The sequence below is a fragment of the Methylomonas sp. PHL2-19 genome, from assembly GCF_059331595.1.
Genome location: NZ_CP196839.1, coordinates 857,232 through 876,865 on the forward strand (window position 1 = coordinate 857,232; position 19,634 = coordinate 876,865).

At 52.1% G+C, this 19,634-nt stretch carries 20 protein-coding genes; 13 read left to right on the forward strand and 7 right to left on the reverse strand.

Annotated features, from left to right (window positions below; genetic code table 11):
- From ACR02O_RS04000 to ACR02O_RS04010, 3 genes are all read left to right on the forward strand, one after another.
- Complete coding sequence (locus ACR02O_RS04000; RefSeq protein WP_101052681.1) at positions 1-1,200, forward strand: ABC transporter permease; 1,200 nt, start codon at positions 1-3, stop codon at positions 1,198-1,200.
- A gap of 125 nt (positions 1,201-1,325) precedes the next feature.
- Positions 1,326-1,601 (forward strand): late competence development ComFB family protein, encoded by a 276-nt coding sequence (locus ACR02O_RS04005; RefSeq protein WP_319961641.1) that lies wholly within the window; start codon positions 1,326-1,328, stop codon positions 1,599-1,601.
- 32 nt (positions 1,602-1,633) lie between these two features.
- A complete protein-coding gene (locus tag ACR02O_RS04010; RefSeq protein WP_494522851.1) occupies positions 1,634-1,834 on the forward strand; it encodes a hypothetical protein in 201 nt (66 codons plus the stop codon).
- Between the two features lie 84 nt (positions 1,835-1,918).
- Here ACR02O_RS04010 and ACR02O_RS04015 read toward each other — a convergent pair whose 3' ends face one another.
- The 4 genes from ACR02O_RS04015 to speE form a co-directional block, all read right to left on the reverse strand.
- Positions 1,919-2,614 (reverse strand): OmpA family protein, encoded by a 696-nt coding sequence (locus tag ACR02O_RS04015; RefSeq protein WP_171697263.1) that lies wholly within the window; start codon positions 2,612-2,614, stop codon positions 1,919-1,921.
- Between the two features lie 35 nt (positions 2,615-2,649).
- Complete coding sequence (locus tag ACR02O_RS04020; RefSeq protein WP_033156807.1) at positions 2,650-3,087, reverse strand: exosortase system-associated protein, TIGR04073 family; 438 nt, start codon at positions 3,085-3,087, stop codon at positions 2,650-2,652.
- Between the two features lie 163 nt (positions 3,088-3,250).
- A complete protein-coding gene (locus tag ACR02O_RS04025) occupies positions 3,251-4,165 on the reverse strand; it encodes a diguanylate cyclase domain-containing protein (RefSeq protein WP_494522852.1) in 915 nt (304 codons plus the stop codon).
- A 251-nt stretch (positions 4,166-4,416) separates the two neighbouring features.
- Positions 4,417-5,262, reverse strand: a complete 846-nt coding sequence (gene speE, locus ACR02O_RS04030; RefSeq protein WP_033156805.1) for a polyamine aminopropyltransferase — start codon at positions 5,260-5,262, stop codon at positions 4,417-4,419.
- Positions 5,263-5,345: 83 nt separating this feature from the next.
- On the opposite strand from speE, the gene speA reads away from it, so the two are divergent.
- From speA to ACR02O_RS04060, 6 genes are all read left to right on the forward strand, one after another.
- Positions 5,346-7,172, forward strand: a complete 1,827-nt coding sequence (gene speA / locus ACR02O_RS04035) for a biosynthetic arginine decarboxylase (protein WP_033156804.1) — start codon at positions 5,346-5,348, stop codon at positions 7,170-7,172.
- A gap of 64 nt (positions 7,173-7,236) precedes the next feature.
- The gene (locus tag ACR02O_RS04040) at positions 7,237-7,845 is read left to right on the forward strand and encodes a GDSL-type esterase/lipase family protein (RefSeq protein ID WP_458138893.1); all 609 of its coding nucleotides are present in this window, start codon (positions 7,237-7,239) and stop codon (positions 7,843-7,845) included.
- A gap of 71 nt (positions 7,846-7,916) precedes the next feature.
- Positions 7,917-8,783, forward strand: a complete 867-nt coding sequence (locus tag ACR02O_RS04045; protein ID WP_445367649.1) for an NAD(P)-dependent oxidoreductase — start codon at positions 7,917-7,919, stop codon at positions 8,781-8,783.
- Positions 8,784-8,799: 16 nt separating this feature from the next.
- Entirely contained in the window at positions 8,800-10,119 is a 1,320-nt protein-coding gene (locus ACR02O_RS04050; RefSeq protein WP_458138894.1) for a UDP-glucose dehydrogenase family protein, read from the forward strand.
- Positions 10,120-10,151: 32 nt separating this feature from the next.
- Positions 10,152-10,418 (forward strand): DUF4160 domain-containing protein, encoded by a 267-nt coding sequence (locus ACR02O_RS04055; protein WP_458138895.1) that lies wholly within the window; start codon positions 10,152-10,154, stop codon positions 10,416-10,418.
- Positions 10,419-10,431: 13 nt separating this feature from the next.
- Positions 10,432-10,674, forward strand: coding sequence for a DUF2442 domain-containing protein (locus ACR02O_RS04060; RefSeq protein ID WP_458138896.1), 243 nt, complete (start codon positions 10,432-10,434; stop codon positions 10,672-10,674).
- A gap of 1,475 nt (positions 10,675-12,149) precedes the next feature.
- Here the strand turns inward: ACR02O_RS04060 and ACR02O_RS04065 are convergent.
- Entirely contained in the window at positions 12,150-13,547 is a 1,398-nt protein-coding gene (locus ACR02O_RS04065; RefSeq protein ID WP_033156798.1) for an amino acid permease, read from the reverse strand.
- Between the two features lie 13 nt (positions 13,548-13,560).
- Positions 13,561-14,316 (reverse strand): pentapeptide repeat-containing protein, encoded by a 756-nt coding sequence (locus ACR02O_RS04070; protein ID WP_458138897.1) that lies wholly within the window; start codon positions 14,314-14,316, stop codon positions 13,561-13,563.
- A 290-nt stretch (positions 14,317-14,606) separates the two neighbouring features.
- On the opposite strand from ACR02O_RS04070, the gene ACR02O_RS04075 reads away from it, so the two are divergent.
- From ACR02O_RS04075 to ACR02O_RS04090, 4 genes are read left to right on the forward strand one after another with little or no spacing between them, the layout of a single operon-like run.
- Entirely contained in the window at positions 14,607-16,046 is a 1,440-nt protein-coding gene (locus ACR02O_RS04075; RefSeq protein WP_458138898.1) for a UbiA family prenyltransferase, read from the forward strand.
- A 3-nt stretch (positions 16,047-16,049) separates the two neighbouring features.
- Positions 16,050-16,415: a DMT family transporter gene (locus ACR02O_RS04080; RefSeq protein WP_033156796.1), complete on the forward strand. Its 366-nt coding sequence runs from the start codon at positions 16,050-16,052 to the stop codon at positions 16,413-16,415.
- Between the two features lie 25 nt (positions 16,416-16,440).
- Positions 16,441-18,084 carry a hypothetical protein gene (locus ACR02O_RS04085; RefSeq protein ID WP_494522853.1) on the forward strand — a complete coding sequence of 548 codons (1,644 nt, stop codon included), beginning with the start codon at positions 16,441-16,443 and terminating at the stop codon, positions 18,082-18,084.
- Positions 18,081-18,545: a DciA family protein gene (locus ACR02O_RS04090; RefSeq protein WP_494522854.1), complete on the forward strand. Its 465-nt coding sequence runs from the start codon at positions 18,081-18,083 to the stop codon at positions 18,543-18,545. The genes ACR02O_RS04085 and ACR02O_RS04090 overlap by 4 nt, the downstream gene beginning before the upstream one ends.
- A gap of 72 nt (positions 18,546-18,617) precedes the next feature.
- Here the strand turns inward: ACR02O_RS04090 and lpxC are convergent, their stop codons facing one another.
- On the reverse strand, positions 18,618-19,544 hold the full coding sequence (gene lpxC, locus ACR02O_RS04095; protein ID WP_033156794.1) for a UDP-3-O-acyl-N-acetylglucosamine deacetylase: 927 nt from the start codon (positions 19,542-19,544) through the stop codon (positions 18,618-18,620).
- Positions 19,545-19,634 lie beyond the last annotated feature (90 nt).

Sequence of the window (19,634 nt, forward strand, 5' to 3'; positions counted from 1 at the left end):
ATGATCTGGCTGGATTTAGCCAAACTGGCGTTACGCAGCATCAGCAGCCATAAGCAGCGCTCGTTGTTGACCGCCTTGGGCCTGATCATCGGCATCGCCGCTGTGGTGATTTTGACCTCCATCGGCCGGGGCATTCATAGTTTCGTGTTAGCGGAATTTACCCAGTTCGGCACGCATCTGATCGCGGTTTATCCCGGAAAAACCACCACGTTTGGCATGTCCGGTGCGACCATCAGCACGGTGCGGCCTTTGTCCACGGCCGATGCGGCCAGTCTGGAAAATCTCGATCACGTGTTGGCCGCCATGCCCATGGTACAGGGCAATGCCCGGATTGAGGCCGGCAACAAACAGCGCCGGGCCAATGTGTTTGGCGTCGGCGCCGCCTTGCCGCAAGTATGGCAATTGAAAGTCGATAGCGGCCGCTTTTTACCCGACGATGGTTTGGATAATCCGCGAGCGTTCGCGGTGTTGGGCAGTAAGATGCGCACGGAATTATTCGGCAATACCAACCCTCTGGGGCAACGGATTCGCATCGGTAGCGACCGGTTTCGGGTAATCGGCGTGATGCAGGCCAAAGGACAAATGTTGGGTTTTGACCTGGACGATACGGTGTTCGTTGCCAGCGGCAAGGCCATGGAGATGTTTGATCGGCAGAGTTTGATGGAAATCGATTTGCTATACAGCAGTGAGACCAGCGCGGAAACGGTGGAGCAAGCCATCAAACGCCGCTTGATAGCGCGGCACGGTGCCGAGGATTTTACGATAGTTACCCAAAACCAGATGCTGGAAAAAATGGATTCGGTATTGAGTGTATTGACCTTGGCGGTGGCGGCGCTGGGTAGTATCTCGTTACTGGTGGGCTCGGTCGGTATTCTCACCATCATGACCATCGCCGTGTCGGAACGAGTATCGGAGATTGGTTTGTTGCGGGCTATTGGTGCCGAGCGTGGCATGGTGTTTAAGCTGTTTCTCGGCGAAGCGATGTTGTTGAGTCTGGTCGGCGGTTCCGGTGGTGTTTTATTGGGCGTGGCACTGGTAAAGCTCGCCGCTGCTTTCGTGCCGGCATTACCGGTGCAATTGGCCTGGAATTACATCGTTGCCGCTTTTGCAATTTCCCTATTTATCGGCATTGCGGCCGGTGTGGTGCCGGCCATCAAGGCCGCTAGATTGAACCCGCTGGAAGCGTTGCGGGCGGAATGAGCTATGCCCGCCGTAAAAAATGAGAATAATCAGGGCCTCTGTCAGCCTGGCGAATGGCTTCGGCCAAGTCGGATTCTGGGCTATGCTTATCAACATTGGTAGCCAATGTTTTTTAAGAGGCGTTTATGCTGAATATTTGTAATTATTACGAGCGATTGGTGATAGACCGGCTTTGGAAGCTTGCTGAGCAGGCCGACGAGCCTTTCAGTCAAGCATTTCAGGAAGACGTGGCCTGTCTGGCGCTGAACCAATTACCGCCGTGTTATGTGCGGAACACCATCGATAAGGGTATTAATGTCAGCGAGCAGCAATATCAGGAGATGGCCGGTGCTGTCGATATGGCGGTGGAGCAGGCGATAAAGCAGGTTTTGCGCCGTCCTCGCGAGCACCGCAATGATTGAGTTTTTGTTGACGTCGCCGATTCGGTAAAGCCATGAAAAACGCTTTGATTTTTTTACTAATAGCTGGCGGTTTGCCGGCTTGCGATTCTTCACCGCCAGACAAGGCGAATCCGCCAGTGGTGCCGCAGCCGCTGGCGGATGCAATCAAGCAACCCATGGATCAGGCCAGGGATGCGGAAAAGCAAATTTTTGAAAGCGCGGATCGGCAGAAACAGCAGGCAGACGAGATGTAAGGTGGGGCAGAGATTCGATAACCGATGTTATTGAATCTCTGCCGCCAAGTACCCTGTCGCTGGCGCGAGCAGGGTGGGTTGGGCTTACTTAAATTTAGGGCAGTCGAGATAGTCAGGATGCGCGGAAATAACCACGGCAACGCGATGATTCTGATCCGCCGTGTTATCGGGGCCACCCGCTTCGCCGATAGCTTTGGAGACCAGTTGCGAGGCTCTGGCACCGTTTTTAATCAGCAGTTCGGTAACGGATTTAGCCCTTCTTTCCGATAAGGCTTGGTTAGCCGCAGGTTTGCCCACTGTGTCGGTGGAAGCAGTGACAGTCGCTGTCGCATCGGGATGGTCGTGTAAAAAGTGACCGATATGGCTGATGGTGTCTTCCTTGGTTTTAAACGGCACATGGCTGCCGGTTTTAAAGTAGGCCACGGTTTCGTGAATGGTTTCCACGTGATGGTGGTTTTGCGAATGGACTTCGGTCAGCCATTGGCAATACTCTTTTTCCGAGGCCAAAACGTGTGCCGCGGCCGATTTTGCGGCCTCTTGCGCTTTCAGAGTCTCGTCGATGTTCCAGTAATAATCGTTTTGCCAATGTTTCAACACATGATTGGCGGTTTTCAAGTCCTGTTCAGCTGCTGAAGCATGGAGCAAAGCTTGGCCGTAATGACCTTTGGATGCAGCATCAATCTCAGCGCTGAGCCCGGCCACATCCTTTTTCGGAGTGGAACAGGCGGCCAGCGACAGAGCCATAACGGCAAGCGGGATGTATACGTATTTTTTTGTCATGATCTTATCCTCAATATCGAGCGGTATCGTCCGCGTTACTTGCCATGATCCAGCGTGTCGGTATAGCCGTGATCCAGCGGGCCGAAATGAGTCCAGTAGCCGGGGTAATGCAGACCGAAGTAACGGGTATCTTCGCTAAAACGATCCCAGACGTAGGGCGGAGAGATAAATTCATCGGTGGGAATCGGCGAGGCAATCAGCTCCGCTACGCCTATTACGGTGCGGCTGACGGTGTGAGCTACGCCACGCAGCAGACCCCAACTTGAACCCAGCAGAATGTTTTGGTCGTGAGTGATGTTGACCACGTTTTTAGGGATTTCAATAAAACTGAAGGTGGTGTTAGCAAAGCCTTGGCTAACTCTGGAAGTGAAACCTGCCAGATAACCCGGATGGTTTTCGTCCGCATTTGCCATTTGGCTGGCCAATAATGCACCTGACAGCAAACAGGTGGTGAGGAATTTATTTTTATTCATGTTAGATACTCCCGTGGTGTTACAAATTTAATTCTACGTAGCATGCCTAAGCATAGCAGCAGAACGCCGAAAACACTGGAAGTTGGACAGTAACGCACGGCGCGGATAAATGCAAATACCTCATGAAGCCAGGTGTTTGTATTGGCCGGCTGGCAAACTAAAGTTATCGGGCGTCGATTTTTACGCGATTTCGGCCGTTTTTCTTGGCGCGGTAAAGGGCGTCGTCGGCTGCTTGAATAATGGCTTCCAGGGAGGTGTCGGCCATTATCCGGCACGAGCAGACGCCAATCGACAGGGTGGTCGGTATGGGCTGATTTTGGTGTTGAAACGCATGCCGCATCACCGTCAGTCTGATGCGCTCCGCCAAGGTGGTTGCAGCATCGCTGGAAATATCCCGCAACAACATGATGAATTCTTCGCCGCCGTAGCGGGCCAGGAAATCCTCCTGGCGCATTTCCGCATTGAGGATTTTCGCCAGTTCTTTAAGGACCTGATCGCCGGCGAGATGGCCGAAATTGTCGTTGGTGCGCTTGAAATGGTCGGCGTCGCACATCATCACCGTTAATCGGGTTTCGTTGCGTTTACAAAAAGACAATTCCTGTTGCGCGCGCAGCATGAAGGCGTTGCGGTTCAGAATGTTGGTCATCGCATCCAGATTCGCCGCCGCGTATAGCGCCTGTTCGGATTTGGCTTCGTTGGCGCGTTTGTAATCGATTTTTAAGTAAGTGTCGCCCAACAGGATTCGGTCGAGTAATTCGAGTTTATGTTTTGCGACCCGTTTGCCATTGACGTAGGTGCCGTTGGTGGAGTTTAAGTCTTCCAGCAGGATATGCTGGTTTTGTACCCAAAGTCTGCCGTGGCGCCGGGAGACCTTAGGGTCGGGAATCAGAATGTCCACGGCCGGTTCGCGGCCCAACACATGCTGATGATGGTGCAATTTGTATTGCTTGCCTTGATCGCTACCGGATAACACCACCAAATACGGCTCAAGCTCCGAAGTGTCACGACTGTTTTCGGATAATTTGCCTATTAAGGTGTTGGACAAGATTAACTGAGTTTTGTCGGGAGGCGTGGTCATCGGGCGAGTCCTAATCATCTCCTGGCTTGGGTAATGAAATATGCTTTTGGGGGTTACTCGGGCAATCGCGAGACTATCTTGCCAGTCAGGCGCGCTGTAAGAAACCTCCTACAAGGCCTCAGTGTCGCAGATAGCCGGATAGCTAGCAAGGGATGTGAGCACGTGGCCAAACGATTTGAGGCCATGTTCAGCGTGGCGCGGTAAGAACTGCTCAGCAGAGCCGAAGCGCGTGGCTTCGGCTCGAGCAATGGTTAAGCGAAGGCTTTTTTGAAAAACTCCGGCATTGCCAGGCTGGCTTTGTGGATGTCGCTGTTGTAATAAACGGTCTCGAAGCCTTTGTTGACCGCGTCCTGCTCGCGGAACTTCGACAAATCGGTTTTGCTGGCCATCGTTGCGCTCCACCAGCCTGATGGATAAATGCATTGCGGGAAGAAGACCGTTTGGAAGTTTGCAAATCCCCCCGCTTTCATTTCCTCGCGCATTTCCTTGAGAATTTTCATATGCAGCAGGGCTGATTCGCTTTGTTGCACCACGATGCCGTTCTCGCTTAAAGCTTTATAGCAATCCTTGTAAAAATCAGCGCAGAACAAGCCCTCGGCCGGGCCGACCGGATCGGTGCTGTCGACGATGATGATGTCCACGCTATTCGGCGCGGCCTCTTTCACCCATTTAATACCGTCGATGAATTTCAGGTCGGCGCGCGGATCGTTGTTGGATTCGCACAGTTCCGGGAAATAGATTTCCGCCAAGCGGGTGACGCGCTCGTCGATGTCGATTTGCACGGCTTTTTCGACGCCAGGATGCTTCAGCACTTCCCGTAAAGTACCGCAGTCGCCGCCGCCGATGATCAACACATTTTTCGGGTTGGGATGGGTGAACAACACCGGGTGGCTGATCATCTCGTGATAAAAGAAATTATCCCGAGTCGAGACCATGGTGCAGCCGTCGATTACCATCAGATTGCCGAACTGTTCGGTTTCGTAGATTTCCAGAAACTGAAATTCGGATTGCTCCTCGTGCAGTTTGCGTTTGATTTTTAACGAGAAGGCCGAACCGGAAGGCTCTTGGGCTTCGCTAAACCATTGATCGTCGAGCATGGGAAAGTCCTGTAAAAAGTCATATAACGTTCATCATTATACTTTAGAATTTCTACCTCTTTATGACAGTTAGGATACCGCGCGTGCCGACACAACCCTGGTCGATTGAACAATCCAAGCAGCTTTACGCTATCCAGCAATGGGGTAACGGTTATTTTTCAATTAACGACCAGGGCCATGTCTGCGTGAAGCCGCAAGCCGATTGCGCGACCGAAATCGATCTGTTCGACATTGCCCAGGCCTTGCGGGGCAAGGGCTTGAACTTCCCGGTGCTGGTGCGGTTTACCGATATTTTGTGCGACCGCATCCGTCAGCTGCAGCAGGCCTTCGACCAAGCCAGAGCCGCGAACCATTACAGCGGCCATTACACGCCGGTCTATCCGATCAAGGTTAATCAGCAAGGCAATGTGGTGGAAAGCATTGTTGCCGCCGAGCATATCGGCCTGGAAGCCGGCAGCAAACCGGAGTTATTGGCGATTTTAGGACTGGCCAAACCTGGCGGTACCATCGTCTGCAACGGTTACAAGGACCGGGCTTATATCCGCATGGCTTTGATGGGCCAGTTAATGGGCTTGTCGGTATTCATCGTCATCGAAAAGCCCTCCGAGCTGGAGATGATCATCGAAGAAGCCGCTAAGCTACAAGTCACACCGTTGATCGGTTTGCGGGTGCGTTTATCGACCATCAGCGCCGGCAAATGGCAGAACAGCGGCGGCGAGAAATCCAAGTTTGGCTTGCATGCCAGTGAAGTGTTGCAACTGATTGCCCGTTTGCAGCAATTGAATATGTTGAATTGTTTGCAACTGATGCACTTTCATATGGGCTCGCAAATCGCCAATATCCACGACATCAAACTGGCCTTAAAAGAAGCCGGCCAGTTTTACCTGCAATTGCATCAATTGGGTGCCAACATTACCACGGTCGATGCCGGTGGCGGTTTGGGTGTGGACTACGACGGCAGCGGTTCGCGGAGGGAATGTTCGATCAACTACAGCGTCAACGAGTACGCGGAAAACATCGTCCGCGCCTTTGCGGACGTGGCTCAGCAGCACGGTCTGCCGCAGCCCAATATCATCACCGAATCCGGTCGTGCCATCACCGCGCATCATGCGGTGTTGATTACTAATGTTACCGAAGTTGAAAGCCTGCAAGGTGCGGCGACGGCGGTGACCATCAGCGGGCAAAATATCGCCGAGGCTTATCACAATGCCCAATTCAACATGGCCGAAGCCCGCGCCCAGTTCGTGCAAGGCGATTTGTCGCTGACCGAACTGGCCGAAGCCGAAAAGCACTATGTCAGTTTGTGTCAGCAAATTCAGCGCAAGTTGAACCTGGATAATCACCATCACCGCGAAATTTTGCAGGAGCTGGATGAAAAACTGGCGGACAAGGTGTTCTGCAATTTCTCCTTGTTTCAATCGATGCCGGACATTTGGGGTATCGATCAGATTTTCCCGATTATGCCCATTCATAATCTGCAGCAGCAACCCAACCGGCGTGCGGTCCTGCAAGACTTAACCTGCGATTCCGATGGCCGTATCGATCAATACGTCGATCATCAGAACATCGCCAACACCATGCCGCTGCATAGCATTGCCGAAGATCAGGACTATCTGATCGGCTTTTTCATGGTCGGCGCGTATCAGGAAATTTTGGGTGATATGCACAATCTATTCGGCGACACGCATTCGATCAATATCGAACTGGAGGGAGACAGCTATCGTTTCGGTGACTTCATGGAAGGCGAGGATGTCAGCGAACTGCTGGATTATGTGCATATCAATACCGAAGCGTTAAAAACCGCCTACCGGCAAAAGTTGGGTGTCAGCGGATTAACGGCTGCGCAAAAGCAGGCTTTCGAGCAGGAGCTGTTGGCCGGACTGAATGCTTATACCTACCTGGAAAAATAGCTAAGGCGATAGAAGGATAGATAAGGGTGCTGCGCCCCAGGCGCTTAAAGGATCGAGGGCGAGCATGAAAATAGTTCTGATGGTTGTGGCATTGCTATTCGGTGGTATGGCTTGTAATAAACCAAAGCCAGCCTTAAGCAAGCTGCCGGATAACGCCGTCATTCTGGCCTTTGGCGATAGCTTGACTTATGGAACCGGTGCTTCGGCCCAGCATGATTACCCCAGCATACTCACGCAACTGACCGGCCGCGAGGTCATTAATGAAGGTGTTCCTGGAGAAATCAGCAGTGCAGGCCGGCAGCGCTTACCGGCATTGCTGGATGAATACAGGCCCGATCTATTAATTTTGATACACGGCGGCAACGATATTTTGCAACAAATCGCGGCGGAGCAAACCCGCGATAATCTGAAAGCCATGATAGCCGAAGCCAGGCAACGCAATATCCCGGTAGTGATCTTCGGTGTGCCGGCGTTTGGGATCGTGTTTTTACATAGCGCGAAAATTTATGAAGAGCTGGCTGCATCTGAAGGCGTGCCGAGCGATCTGGATAGTTTGCCTAAGATTCTGGCAAATAACGAGCTTAAGTCGGATACGGTCCATCCTAATGATAGGGGGTATCGGCTTTTGGCGGAAAATGTTGTCGCGTTATTACAAAAACACGGAGCGTTATAATCGCCCGCACGGTCTGTTAGTACCCAACTAAGACGCTATAATGGTCCAGACCATATTTCGGGGGATATAACATGCGGGTAGGCTTGATCGGATTGGGGGCAATGGGCCTAGGCATGGCGCGTAATCTTGCCAAGGCCTGCCACTTAACCGCGGTTTACAATCGGACCTTTAGTAAAGCCGAGGCATTGGCGGCGGAATTGCAAATCCAGGCTTGCGAGACTATCGAACAACTGGCCGGTCAAGTCGATGTCGTGTTGATTTGTGTGTCGGCGGATAAAGACGTATTGATGGTGGTGGATGCAGTCGCTAAAACCGTTCGCCCTGGTAGTGTGGTGGTGGATATGTCCACGGTCAGCAGTGAAACGGCTACCGTCGCGGCGCAAAAACTTGCGGAAAAGCATGCGGCTTTCCTCGATGCACCGGTATCCGGCGGCGTGGAAGGCGCCAACAAAGGCACGTTGGCCATGATGGTCGGCGGCAGCGCGCAAACCTTGGAGCAGGTTCGGCCGGTTTTGGCGGCCATGACCGCACGTATCGAACACCTGGGCGATGTCGGTGCCGGGCAAGCCTGCAAGGCAGTGAACCAGATTATGTGTGCGGGGATTAACCAAGCGGTGACCGAAGCTTTGGCGTTTGCGGAAGCGCAAGGTTTGCCGATGGACAAAGTCATTGAGGTCGTCAGCGGCGGTGCGGCGGGTAACTGGTTTCTGGAGCATCGCGGCAAGAGCATGACGCAACACCAATTTCCGCCAGGATTTAAACTGGCGCTTCATCACAAAGACTTAAAAATTGCGCAACATATGGCGCAACATGCCGGCGTCGGTTGTCCGTTAACCGTCACCACGCTGGCCGATTATGCCAAGCTGATGGCTAAAGGTTATGGCGACGAGGATATTTCCGCGTTGTATCGATTAAAACAGAAACGATCTTCCAATTAGTTTACAAGGTGTAACGATGAAAATTACGGTGTTTGGCAGTGGATATGTAGGTTTGGTGACGGGCGCCTGTTTGGCAGAAGTGGGTAATCAAGTGCTGTGCATGGATGTCGATCAGCGCAAAATAGACCAACTCAAACAAGGGGTCATTCCGATTTACGAGCCGGGTTTGGACGAAATGGTCAAGGACAATGTCGCTGCCGGTCGCTTGAGCTTTACCACCGACGTGAAAGAAGCCGTGGACTTTGGTTTGTTTCAATTCATCGCGGTGGGTACGCCGCCGGACGAAGACGGCTCAGCCGATTTGAAATACGTGTTGGCGGTGGCGAAAAGCATCGCCGAACACATGAGCGATTACAAAATCGTCGTCGATAAATCTACCGTGCCGGTCGGCACTGCCGACAAGGTCAAACAGGCCATCAAGGATGTATTGGCCGAGCGCAGTCAGGAATTGGAGTTTGACGTCGTCTCCAATCCCGAGTTTTTGAAAGAAGGCTCGGCGTTGGACGATTTCATGAAGCCGGACCGTATCATCATCGGCACCGACAACCCCAGAACTGCCGAATTGCTGAAAGCGCTGTACGCGCCGTTCAACCGCAGCCGGGAGCGGGTGATCACGATGGACATCCGTTCCGCCGAGCTGACTAAATACGCTGCCAACGCCATGCTGGCGACCAAAATCAGCTTTATGAACGAGCTGGCCAATCTGGCGGAAAGACTGGGTGCCGACATCGAAAACGTCCGCCACGGCATTGGTTCCGACAGCCGCATCGGTTACAGCTTTATCTATCCCGGCTGCGGCTACGGCGGCTCCTGCTTTCCAAAAGACGTGAAAGCCCTGGAACGCACCGCCCGCGATTACGGCTATCAAGCCGAATTGCTCAGCGCGGTGGAAAACGTCAATGACCGGCAAAAGCACCGCTTATTCGAGAAAATCTCCACCCATTACCCAAATGGCGTGAAAGGCAAAACCTTTGCGTTGTGGGGCCTGGCGTTTAAACCCAACACCGACGACATGCGCGAAGCACCCAGCCGGGTATTGCTGGAAGCCTTGATTGATGCCGGTGCCACAGTGCGAGCCTACGACCCGGAAGCAATGGAAGAAGCGCACCGTATCTACGGCGATAAAGCCGGATTGGTGTACTGCGCCAAGCAGGCGGACACTCTAAGCGACGTGGATGCATTGATCATCGTCACCGAATGGAAGCAGTTCCGCAGCCCGGATTTCGATGACTTGGGCCGTTTGTTGAAAGACAAGGTGATATTCGATGGGCGGAATATGTATGAGCCTAGGTTGGTTAAGCAGTTTGGGTTGCAGTATTACGCGATTGGGCGGTAAATTGTTTTTGGTGTTGGGGTAAGGAGTTCGTTTTGCCTACCATCTCGGTATTTTACGGCATCATCATTCGTATGTACTTTGCACCTGGCGAGCATCCTCCGCCACACTTTCACGTTTATTATGCTGAATACAAAGCGACAGTCGATATACGGACTAGCGAGTTATTGGAAGGTAATTTACCAAGAAAGCAATTAAAACTTGCTTTGGCGTGGGCGGAATTACACCAAGAAGAGCTTATGCAAGATTGGGATTTAGTTATGAATGGCGAGGAGCCTTTCAAAATACAGCCATTACAGTAATAGGAGATGTCATATGTATCCTTCGGTAATAGCGGTTGCGCCTAGAGATGATTATGTGTTGGATATTGCCTTCAATAATGGCGAAACCGGCACGTTGGATATGAAACCTTATTTGGATTTCGGCATTTTCAAACGTATTAGAGACTACAGCTGTTTCGAAAAAGTATCGGTGGCATTTGATACGATTGAATGGGAGTCTGGGGCTGATCTTGATCCTGAGTTTGTTTACGATAAGTGTCGAATTAATTCGGATTGATGGTTTTGTTCTGTCGGAACAGATGGTGAATTTGTGTCGCTGGCGCGACGGTTTATTTAATGTCGGTTCGCGGACCGACAACCGCGATACTTTCTTTTGCTTGGCCAAAAGAAAGTATCCAAAGAAAAGGCCACCCGGATGTCGCTTATTCCCTGCGCTCCGAAACTTTCGCCGGGGGTTGACGAAAGGGGCTTCCTGCCCCTTCGTCAACGTGCGGCATCCCTGCCGCACCCCTTCGGGCTATTCCCGCCGAAAGCTCCGGTGCTCGGCGCGGCATACGGGAGACCCCCGCCCCAAATCGCAGCTTATTGTTTACGAAGTTTTCTCTCGTTTCCACGCGCCGCGTGGGAATCCAGACTATCCGCGCCAGCGGTAACATCAGTTTTGTAGGGCGCATTAGCGATAGCGTAATGCGCCGAATGATTTAAGGCCGATATACGGCGCAATGCGGCTGAGCCTATTGACGCCCTACGAATTGCGCCTTACGGCCTTGCGTTTCACCTAGACTATTTGCATTATGGGATTTTTTATCTTTTTTATCATTCTGATCTCGCCAGTTATATTGGCATTGCTTATACATATATTCCGCGACTTACGCGGAAAGGCTAGAAATATTCGACAGGAATGTTATTCATGCGGAACCCCTGTCTCGATGACGAAATATCGAGTCATTTGTCACCACAGAGGCGGAAGGTATATTTATTGTGAGCAATGTGCGGATCGTCATGAATTATGGTCTGGCATTGCTATGTCCACCATGGGACTCGGAGTGGCAACGACTCTTGTTGTGCTATCTATCTCTGAATTTGACATCAGTCCACAAAAGTCGCTTCTGTTTGCTGGACTAGCTTTAGCGATAGTCGTAATTGTTGTTTTGGTCGCTGCTCGCTACATCTTCAAGAAAACCAAGTAATTAATTCGTCGATTCAAGCAATGAATGACTGTTTTCCGGCTTTCTTCACGTGCATAGGGTGCATGTAGGGCGTCAATAGGCGTAGCCCAGTAGCGTGGGCACGATTTAGTGCCCACGCGGGGTGAAAGCCAAATGGTGGGCAAAATTGCCCACCACACAGGGTGGTTTTTCTCCCGTATGCCGCGCAGAGCACCGGAGTTTTTGAACGGATCAGCCCGTTAGGGGCGCTGCAGGGATGGATTGCGTTGCCGAAAGGGGCAGGAAGCCCCTTTCGGCGACCCCGTTCAAAAGCGAGGAGCGCAGGGAATAAGCGGCGTCCGGGTGGCCTTTTCTTTGGATACTTTCTTTTGGACAAGCACAAATTCGCCTGGAGCGAATTTGAACAGCCGATAGGCTGGCACGAAGGGCGAAAACCAGGGATCGTTTTCGTAGCGAGAGTATCTCGGCTGTCGGGCCGAGACCCGATATTAAAACCAGCCGTCGCGCCAGCGACACATCACAATTAGCCCTTCGACCAACTCAGGGCGAACGTACCAGTTGTAAGCGAGTCAGCCTAAAAAAGTTAGGAAGACCGCAGCTGACTATGCTTCACCCCATACCCAAAATAAATCAAAAACCCAATCACCAGCCAAACGAATAACCGAATCCACGTATCAATCGGCAAGCCCGCCATCAAACTCAAACACACCAAAATCCCGCCAATCGGCACGTAAGGCACGGCCGGGCATTTGAAGTGGCGTTCCATTTCCGGATGGCTGTTCCGCAAGATCCAGACACCGCCGCAGACCAGCACGAAGGCAAACAAAGTACCGATACTGACTAGCTCGCCAAGCTTCTCGATAGGCATGAAGCCGGCGAGTAAGGAGACTGCGACGCCGACCAGTATGGTCGATAAATGCGGTGTTTGGTATTTCGGATGCACCTGCGCGAATAGCGGCGGTAACAATTGATCCTTGGCCATTGAGAAGAAAATCCGGCTCTGCCCCATCAACAGCACCAACATCACCGAAGTCAAGCCGGCGATGGCGGCTATTTTAATGATCGGTGACAGCCAGCCCATGCCGACATGGTCGACCGCCAGCGCAATGGGTGCCGGGACGTTGAGTTCGGTGTAGGAAATGATGCCGGTCAATACGCCTGCCACCAGAATGTAAAGCAAGGTGCAGACTGCCAGCGAACCTATGATGCCGATAGGTACGTCGCGCTGCGGGTTGATGGCTTCCTGGGCGGCGGTGGAAACGGCGTCGAAGCCTATGTACGCAAAGAAAATTACCCCGGCCCCGGTCAATACGCCACCGAAGCCGAAAGGCATGAAGTTGGACCAATTTTCCCCGGTTTCGATGTGTTGGGAGCCGGCGATGATGAAGACGACAATTACCGACAGTTTGATTAACACCATGACGAAATTGAAGATCGCCGATTGGCGGATGCCGATTACCAGCAGGCCGGTCAGCAATAAAATGATTGCTACCGCCGGTAGATTGATGAAGCCGGCCGCGGGGTTGGCCAGATAGGCCGTGGTGAGATAAGTGGGTAAATGTACGCCAAAATTTTCCAGAAAGCTGGTGAGATAACCGGCCCAGCCTATTGCCACCGTGCTGCTGGCCAGAGCGTACTCCAGGATTAAATCCCAGCCTATGATCCAGGCCATCAATTCGCCCATCGTCGCGTAAGCGTAACTGTAGGCACTGCCGGAAACCGGAATCATCGCCGCCAGTTCGCTGTAACACATGGCCGCCAGGCCGCAGGCGATGCCGGCCAGAATGAACGATACTACAATGGCAGGACCGGCATATTTAGCGGCGGCGATGCCGGTCAAGACGAAGATGCCGGCGCCGATCACCGCGCCTATGCCCAGGATGGTCAAGTCTTTGGCCGTCAGTGTTTGCTTTAAGCCGTGCTGAACATCGGTCAAGGCCTCGACGGATTTGCGTTGCAGTAATTGCTTGGGGATTTGCATGAAGTCGTCTCGATTATTTGGAAGAGGTGGGCTTTACGGAATCGGGCAGGTTTTGGGCGCCGTCAAAGCGGGTGCCGGTAGTGACCGCCTCGGTGAAAATCGCGTCGTGCAGTTTGGCTTGCGAGAAATTGGCATTGGTCAGATTGGCGCCGGTCAGATTGGCGCCGTCCATTTCGGCGGAATACAGGTCGGCGTTTTGTAAATTGGTGTTATTTAATTTGGCGTGTTTTAACATGGCCCGGCCAAGCTGGGCGTTGCTGAGATTGGCGCCGGTTAAATTGGCGCCTTTCAAGCTGGCGCGCATCAGGCCCATCGATTGATTCTTCATGTCCGCCGCCCATTGCACATTGCTGAGATTGGCGTGGCTTAAATTCGCGCCATCCATGATCGCCACTACCCGGCTGCCGCTCATATCGGCGTTGCTCAGGTCGGCGTGCATCAGGCTGACGCCGAAGATGCTGGTGTTGGCTAGATTAGCGGCGCTCAGCTTGATATTGGTCATCACCGTCAAATCCAGCGTCAGGCCTTGCAGATTGCTTTTATTCAGATTGGAGCGTCGCAGGTCGGCGCCCCATAAGTCGGCATTGCGAAAATCCAGATTCGACAAGTCCAGGTCGGTTAGATCCTTACGGCGCAGGTCGGCGGGGTGTTGCTTGTCGGCCTTGGCCAGCATTTGCTCGACTTGGGCGCGGGTGAGATCGGCGGCATGGGCTATGCTTTGACTCGCCAGAAATAGCGCTAGAAATGTTTTGATCGATAAGTTTGTCATTAAAACCTCCGCAATATTGTCATTGTTGATTCGGATAATCCGCTTGGCAGGACCGTATTGTCGTTGATAGTAACAGGGTCACAGACAGACTCAACGAGAAAAATGCTGCCCGGATTGTACTTGGAATTTTCTGGGGATTAAGCGGGACGCAGCCAAGGGAGGTTGTGGGTGGCCGCGCGGGCCCAGTTAAACGTAGCTTGCGGAATTGCTGTTACATTACAATGCCTTCGATCAGCCAGATATTTTCGATTTTTTCAGCGTTGCACCAATCACTCTAAAAGAAACATAACATGACAGAAACTTCGCTAGCCGCGCTTGTCGTTGATTTGGATGGCACGCTGACGCCCACCGACACCTTGGTCGAATCGGTATTACAGGTCTGTAAACGGCAGCCGCACGCTATATTCAAATTACCGTTTTGGTTAGCGAAGGGGCGAGCGGCGTTTAAAGCGCGCGTGGCGCAAGCATCGTCGCTTGATGTCGAGAGTTTGCCTTATCGGACTGATTTGCTGGAGTATTTGCGCGCGGAAAAACGGAAGGGCAGGCAGTTGGTGCTCGCCACCGCAGCACATACCGATATAGCCGATGCGGTTGCCAAGCATCTGGATTTGTTCGATAAAGTGTTAGGCAGCGATGAGAACCATAATCTTAAAGGTGTCAACAAGCTGGAGGCCATCCGCGAGGCAGTGGGGCCGAATTTTGTCTATGCGGGTGACAGCAAGGCCGATTTGCCGATTTGGCGAGCCGCACATGCCGCAATCCTGGTTAATACCTCAAAGCCGGTCGCGAAATTCGTGCGGGAACATACACCTATAGAGCAGGAATTTACCGCCAACCTGAATCAAATCCGGTTGTGGTTACGCGCGCTGCGGGTGCACCAATGGCTGAAAAACCTGTTGATATTCGTGCCGCTGCTAACGGCTTTTTCGTTTGATGATTTGGATAAGTTGGGTACCGTTGTAATGAGCTTCTTCGGGTTTTCTTTGGCCGCGTCCGCCACATATATGGGTAACGATTTGTGGGACCTGGACAGCGACCGTAATCATCCGCGTAAGAAATTTAGGCCGTTTGCCAGCGCCGAATTGCCCATTCTGAAAGGTCTGGCAGCCGCTTGCGGGCTATTGCTGAGCGGCCTGATGTTAGCGCTCGCCGTGTCGCAGGCATTTTTGGGTATGTTGCTGCTGTATTTATTCGTCACCACTACTTATACATGGCTATTGAAATCTTATGTATTGATCGATGTAATGGTGCTATCTCTGCTGTATACGCTCAGGATTATTGCCGGTTCCGTGGCCGCGTCGGTAGCGACCAGTTCCTGGCTGTTGGCTTTTTCGGTGTTTATCTTTTTCAGTCTGGCTTTAGTCAAGCGTTGTTCCGAACTGGTCGCTTTGCAACAAAAAGGCCGGGAAACCACACACGGCCGCGATTATCGGGCGGTGGATCTGGTAGTGCTCTGGCCCTTGGGTGTCAGTTCCGCGTTGTGCGCGGTGGTGGTGTTTGGTTTATTTATTACCTCGGCGGAGACCCAGATACGTTACCTAAATCCGCAGCTATTATGGTTTGTGGCGATAGGCCTGATTTATTGGTTAGCACGCCTGTGGATAAAAACCGCTCGCGGCGAAATGCACGATGACCCGCTGGTGTTTGCGGTGCGTGACTTCGGTAGCCGGATCACAGTGCTCTTGATGCTGTTCGCCACATTAGCCGCTCATTTTTCACATTGGGAATAAGCCATGCAAATTCTACTGATCGCTATTTTTAGCATCGTCCTGTCTGTCGCCGCGCAGTTTATGTTGAAACTTGGCATGTCCAGTGTGGATGTCAAGCAGGCGATGGCCGGGCCGCTGACACCACGCCTGCCTTGGATCGTATTTACCAACAAATTTGTGTTTGCCGGGTTTACATTATACGGTGTCGGCGCCATAGTTTGGTTGAAGGTTTTGGCATCCTGGGATGTCAGTAAAGCCTATCCCTTGGTAGGCCTGGGTTTCGCATTAACCGTGCTGATCGGCATGCTGCTCGGCGAGACTGTCACTGCTTTCCGCGTCTTGGGCATTTTGCTGATTTGCGAGGGCGTTTGGCTGGTAGCCAATTCATGACCCTGTTACGAGATAACTAATAAGTATGACTTGGCAACTCAGAGCTCTTTTACATCAATTATGCATTCTGTCGGCGATATCGCTAGTGATGATGGTGCATATGCACTACCGGTCGCCGAGTTTTCCGTTTACGCCTGACAGCGCCAGCTATATCGAACAAGCCAGAAATTTTCTCAATTCAGGCAGCTTGCTGATTACTCCGTATGGCTTGGCGCCGGGAGATCAGGATCAGGTCGAGAATCGTTTGTTTCCCGTGGGTTTTGCTGTCGTTCTGGCGGCCGTTTCCAGTTTCGGTATCGATGCGAAAGATGCCACGATAGGTTTGGCGCATTTTTCCGCCATTACATTGCCGTGGTTATTATTTTTCAGTTTTCGGCAGAGCCTTGGACCACTTTATGCTTTGCTGCTGGCCGGATTAGCAGCGTTATCACCCGGTGTGCTCAAGCATTCGCTGATGGGGCTGACCGATGTATTCGGTTTATGGTTAGCGGTGGCTGTTATTGGGTTGACGCTTAACTCGCGATCCATCGTCGGCTTTATCTTCGCTGGTTTGCTTGCCGGTATGGCTTACGCAATCAGAAATGCGCATTTAGCGCTGCTGGCTAGCGTTATTTTATATTTTTGTTATTGCTGGTTAAGCAGTGCCGCTGGGGAACGGCGCGTTGTTTTGCTGCGCGCTGTCGCGGCGATGTTTGGCATGGCCGTGGTCGTAGCGCCGCTGCTGCTCAGAAATATAGTGATGTTTGGGTCGCTGAATCCCTATGTGATGGGGCCAAGCACGATAGGTTTTGTCGAGAATTTACGCACCTATATCGAGGCTTTGCTAAAGGATGCAACGGCTTGTAGCGAATGTGCCCGGTATGTGGCTTGGTCGCTGCCTGGTTTACTGGGATTCGGGGTTTTGATTATCGCCGCTGCCTACGTGGCTTATAAATACCGTTGCTCCAATCTACCGACTTTCGGGAAAAAAGCCTTGGCTATTTCAACTATTTATCTGGTAATGGGGTCCTGTGTGGTCGTTGCTGCCCGTACCCGCTATCAATGGGGCGAGGTGATTAATCTTCGCCACACCCTGCAATATTCGCCTTTTTTATGGGCTGGAATGTTTGCGCTGTTGGCTGATCATGGCAGGCAGTCCGCTATTATTGCCTGGAAGCAGGCCAAATTGGCGATTTCTGTTTGCTTGGTGTTTTTCCATGCTAGCTATGCGGTCAATTCGGAGAGTTTCCGCAACAGCGATAACGACTACCCGAAATTGGCGCAGGCATTTTCAATTGGAAAAGCCTATTTGTGCGGCAATCAGGCAGATACTTACTTGGTATCGAACTGGGCGCATGTGTTTCGGATAGAGTGCGGCGCACGAGTCCGCCAGATTGAAGCCATTGCCGCAGGGACAAAGGGTGGTGAAATGCGAGCATTCATGTCCGCAGGTGATGGGTATATGTCAGTGCTCGAAGCTGTCAGTGACATAAAACAGCAAGCCGGCAGCCGACCAATTCGCGTCGGTTTATTTCCGGGCCGATTCGGTGTCGAATCTGAAAATTTGCCTTTGTCAGCCGTTGATGAACGGCAAATAGTGGCAAATGGCTGGCATATTATTAAAAACGATCAACAGGGCCTGATTCTGGAATATCCAAAAGTCGGCTCAGAGCAAATGAATTTGCAATGACTCGTTATCGCAAAAATGTGTTTAAGACCGCGCTGGATTTTGACAACAAGCAGTTGAATCTGTGTGTGGCCAAAATTAACGCGCAACAGGCCTTGCTGACCATTGTCAGGACGGCGTTACCGGCTGAGATTGCTCCGCATGCTCAACATTGCGTGGCGTCAGGTGCGCAGATACTGTTGTACTGCGATTCGGCCAGCTGGGCATCGCAAATTCGGTTTTTCAATCGAGCGATTTTAGACAAATTGCATGGTGTGGGGCATCCCTATATTGTCCGCTTGCAAGTACGGATTGTGCCGCCGACAGGCGAGCCGATTCGGCCAAAACGCACACCGCGCTTGCCGTCAGCGGAAAATGTCGGTTTGATCGCACAGCAGATTAAGCAGGCGGACCAGCAGGATGTTTTGGCGGCGGCTTTGGCGCGTTTGGGTGCTACGTTGGCGAAACGCTTGCGGGAAGATTAGTAGGTTTTGGCAGGATTGTGGCCGATCAAGTTGAACGGCCACGGCACAGCTTAATATCTGTGTGATGCGGGATTAGCCCGTCGCGCGTGCCGATGTTTGCGCGGAATGCATAAAGGAAATCGGTGCGTCCTCGGCATTTTCGAAAGTCACCATTTCCCAGGCGTCTTTGTCGTTCATCAGGCTTAGCAGCAACTTGTTGTTCAGCGCGTGGCCGGATTTAAAACCCTGGTATTCGCCAATCAGGCTGTAACCCAACAAATACAAGTCGCCGATGGCGTCGAGAATTTTGTGTTTCACGAATTCGTCCGCGTAACGCAGGCCGTCTTCGTTCAACACTTTATCGTCGTCCACCACGATGGCGTTATCCAGACTGCCGCCAAGCGCCAGATTGTTCTCGCGTAAAAACTCTATGTCTTTCATAAAACCGAAAGTGCGGGCCCGGCTGACTTCTTTAACGAAGGTCGTCGAAGAGAAATCCATCACCGCTGTTTTCAAATGCTCGGAAAACGCCGGATGTTCGAAATCGATGGTAAAGGTAACTTTAAAACCCTCGAACGGTTCGAACGCGGCCCACTTGTCGCCGTCTTCCACGCGGATTGCGCGCTTGATACGGATATATTGTTTGGGTACGTCCTGTTCGACCACGCCGGCCGATTGCAACAGAAACACAAACGGTCCGGCACTGCCATCCATGATAGGCACTTCGGCTGCGCTGACATCGACAATCGCATTGTCTATTCCCAAACCGGCCAAAGCCGACAGCAAATGTTCGACGGTGGACACCTTAACGCCGTCGCGGACCAAAGTCGTGGACAGCTTGGTTTCGCCGACATTTTCAGGGCGCGCGGCTATCATCACCGGAGTTTCCAAATCCACGCGGCGAAAACGGATGCCGGTATCGGGCTCGGAGGGGTGCAGGGTCAGATACACTTTATCGCCGGTATGCAAACCAACGCCGGTGGCTCTGATGGTGTTTTTTAAAGTACGCTGTTTAATCATGAAATGCCGACAAATAGGTAAAACAAAGCCGGGGAGTCTATCACAGATTATGCGATAGCTCCCCCCGAACTTGGTTGTGCAGCCTCATAA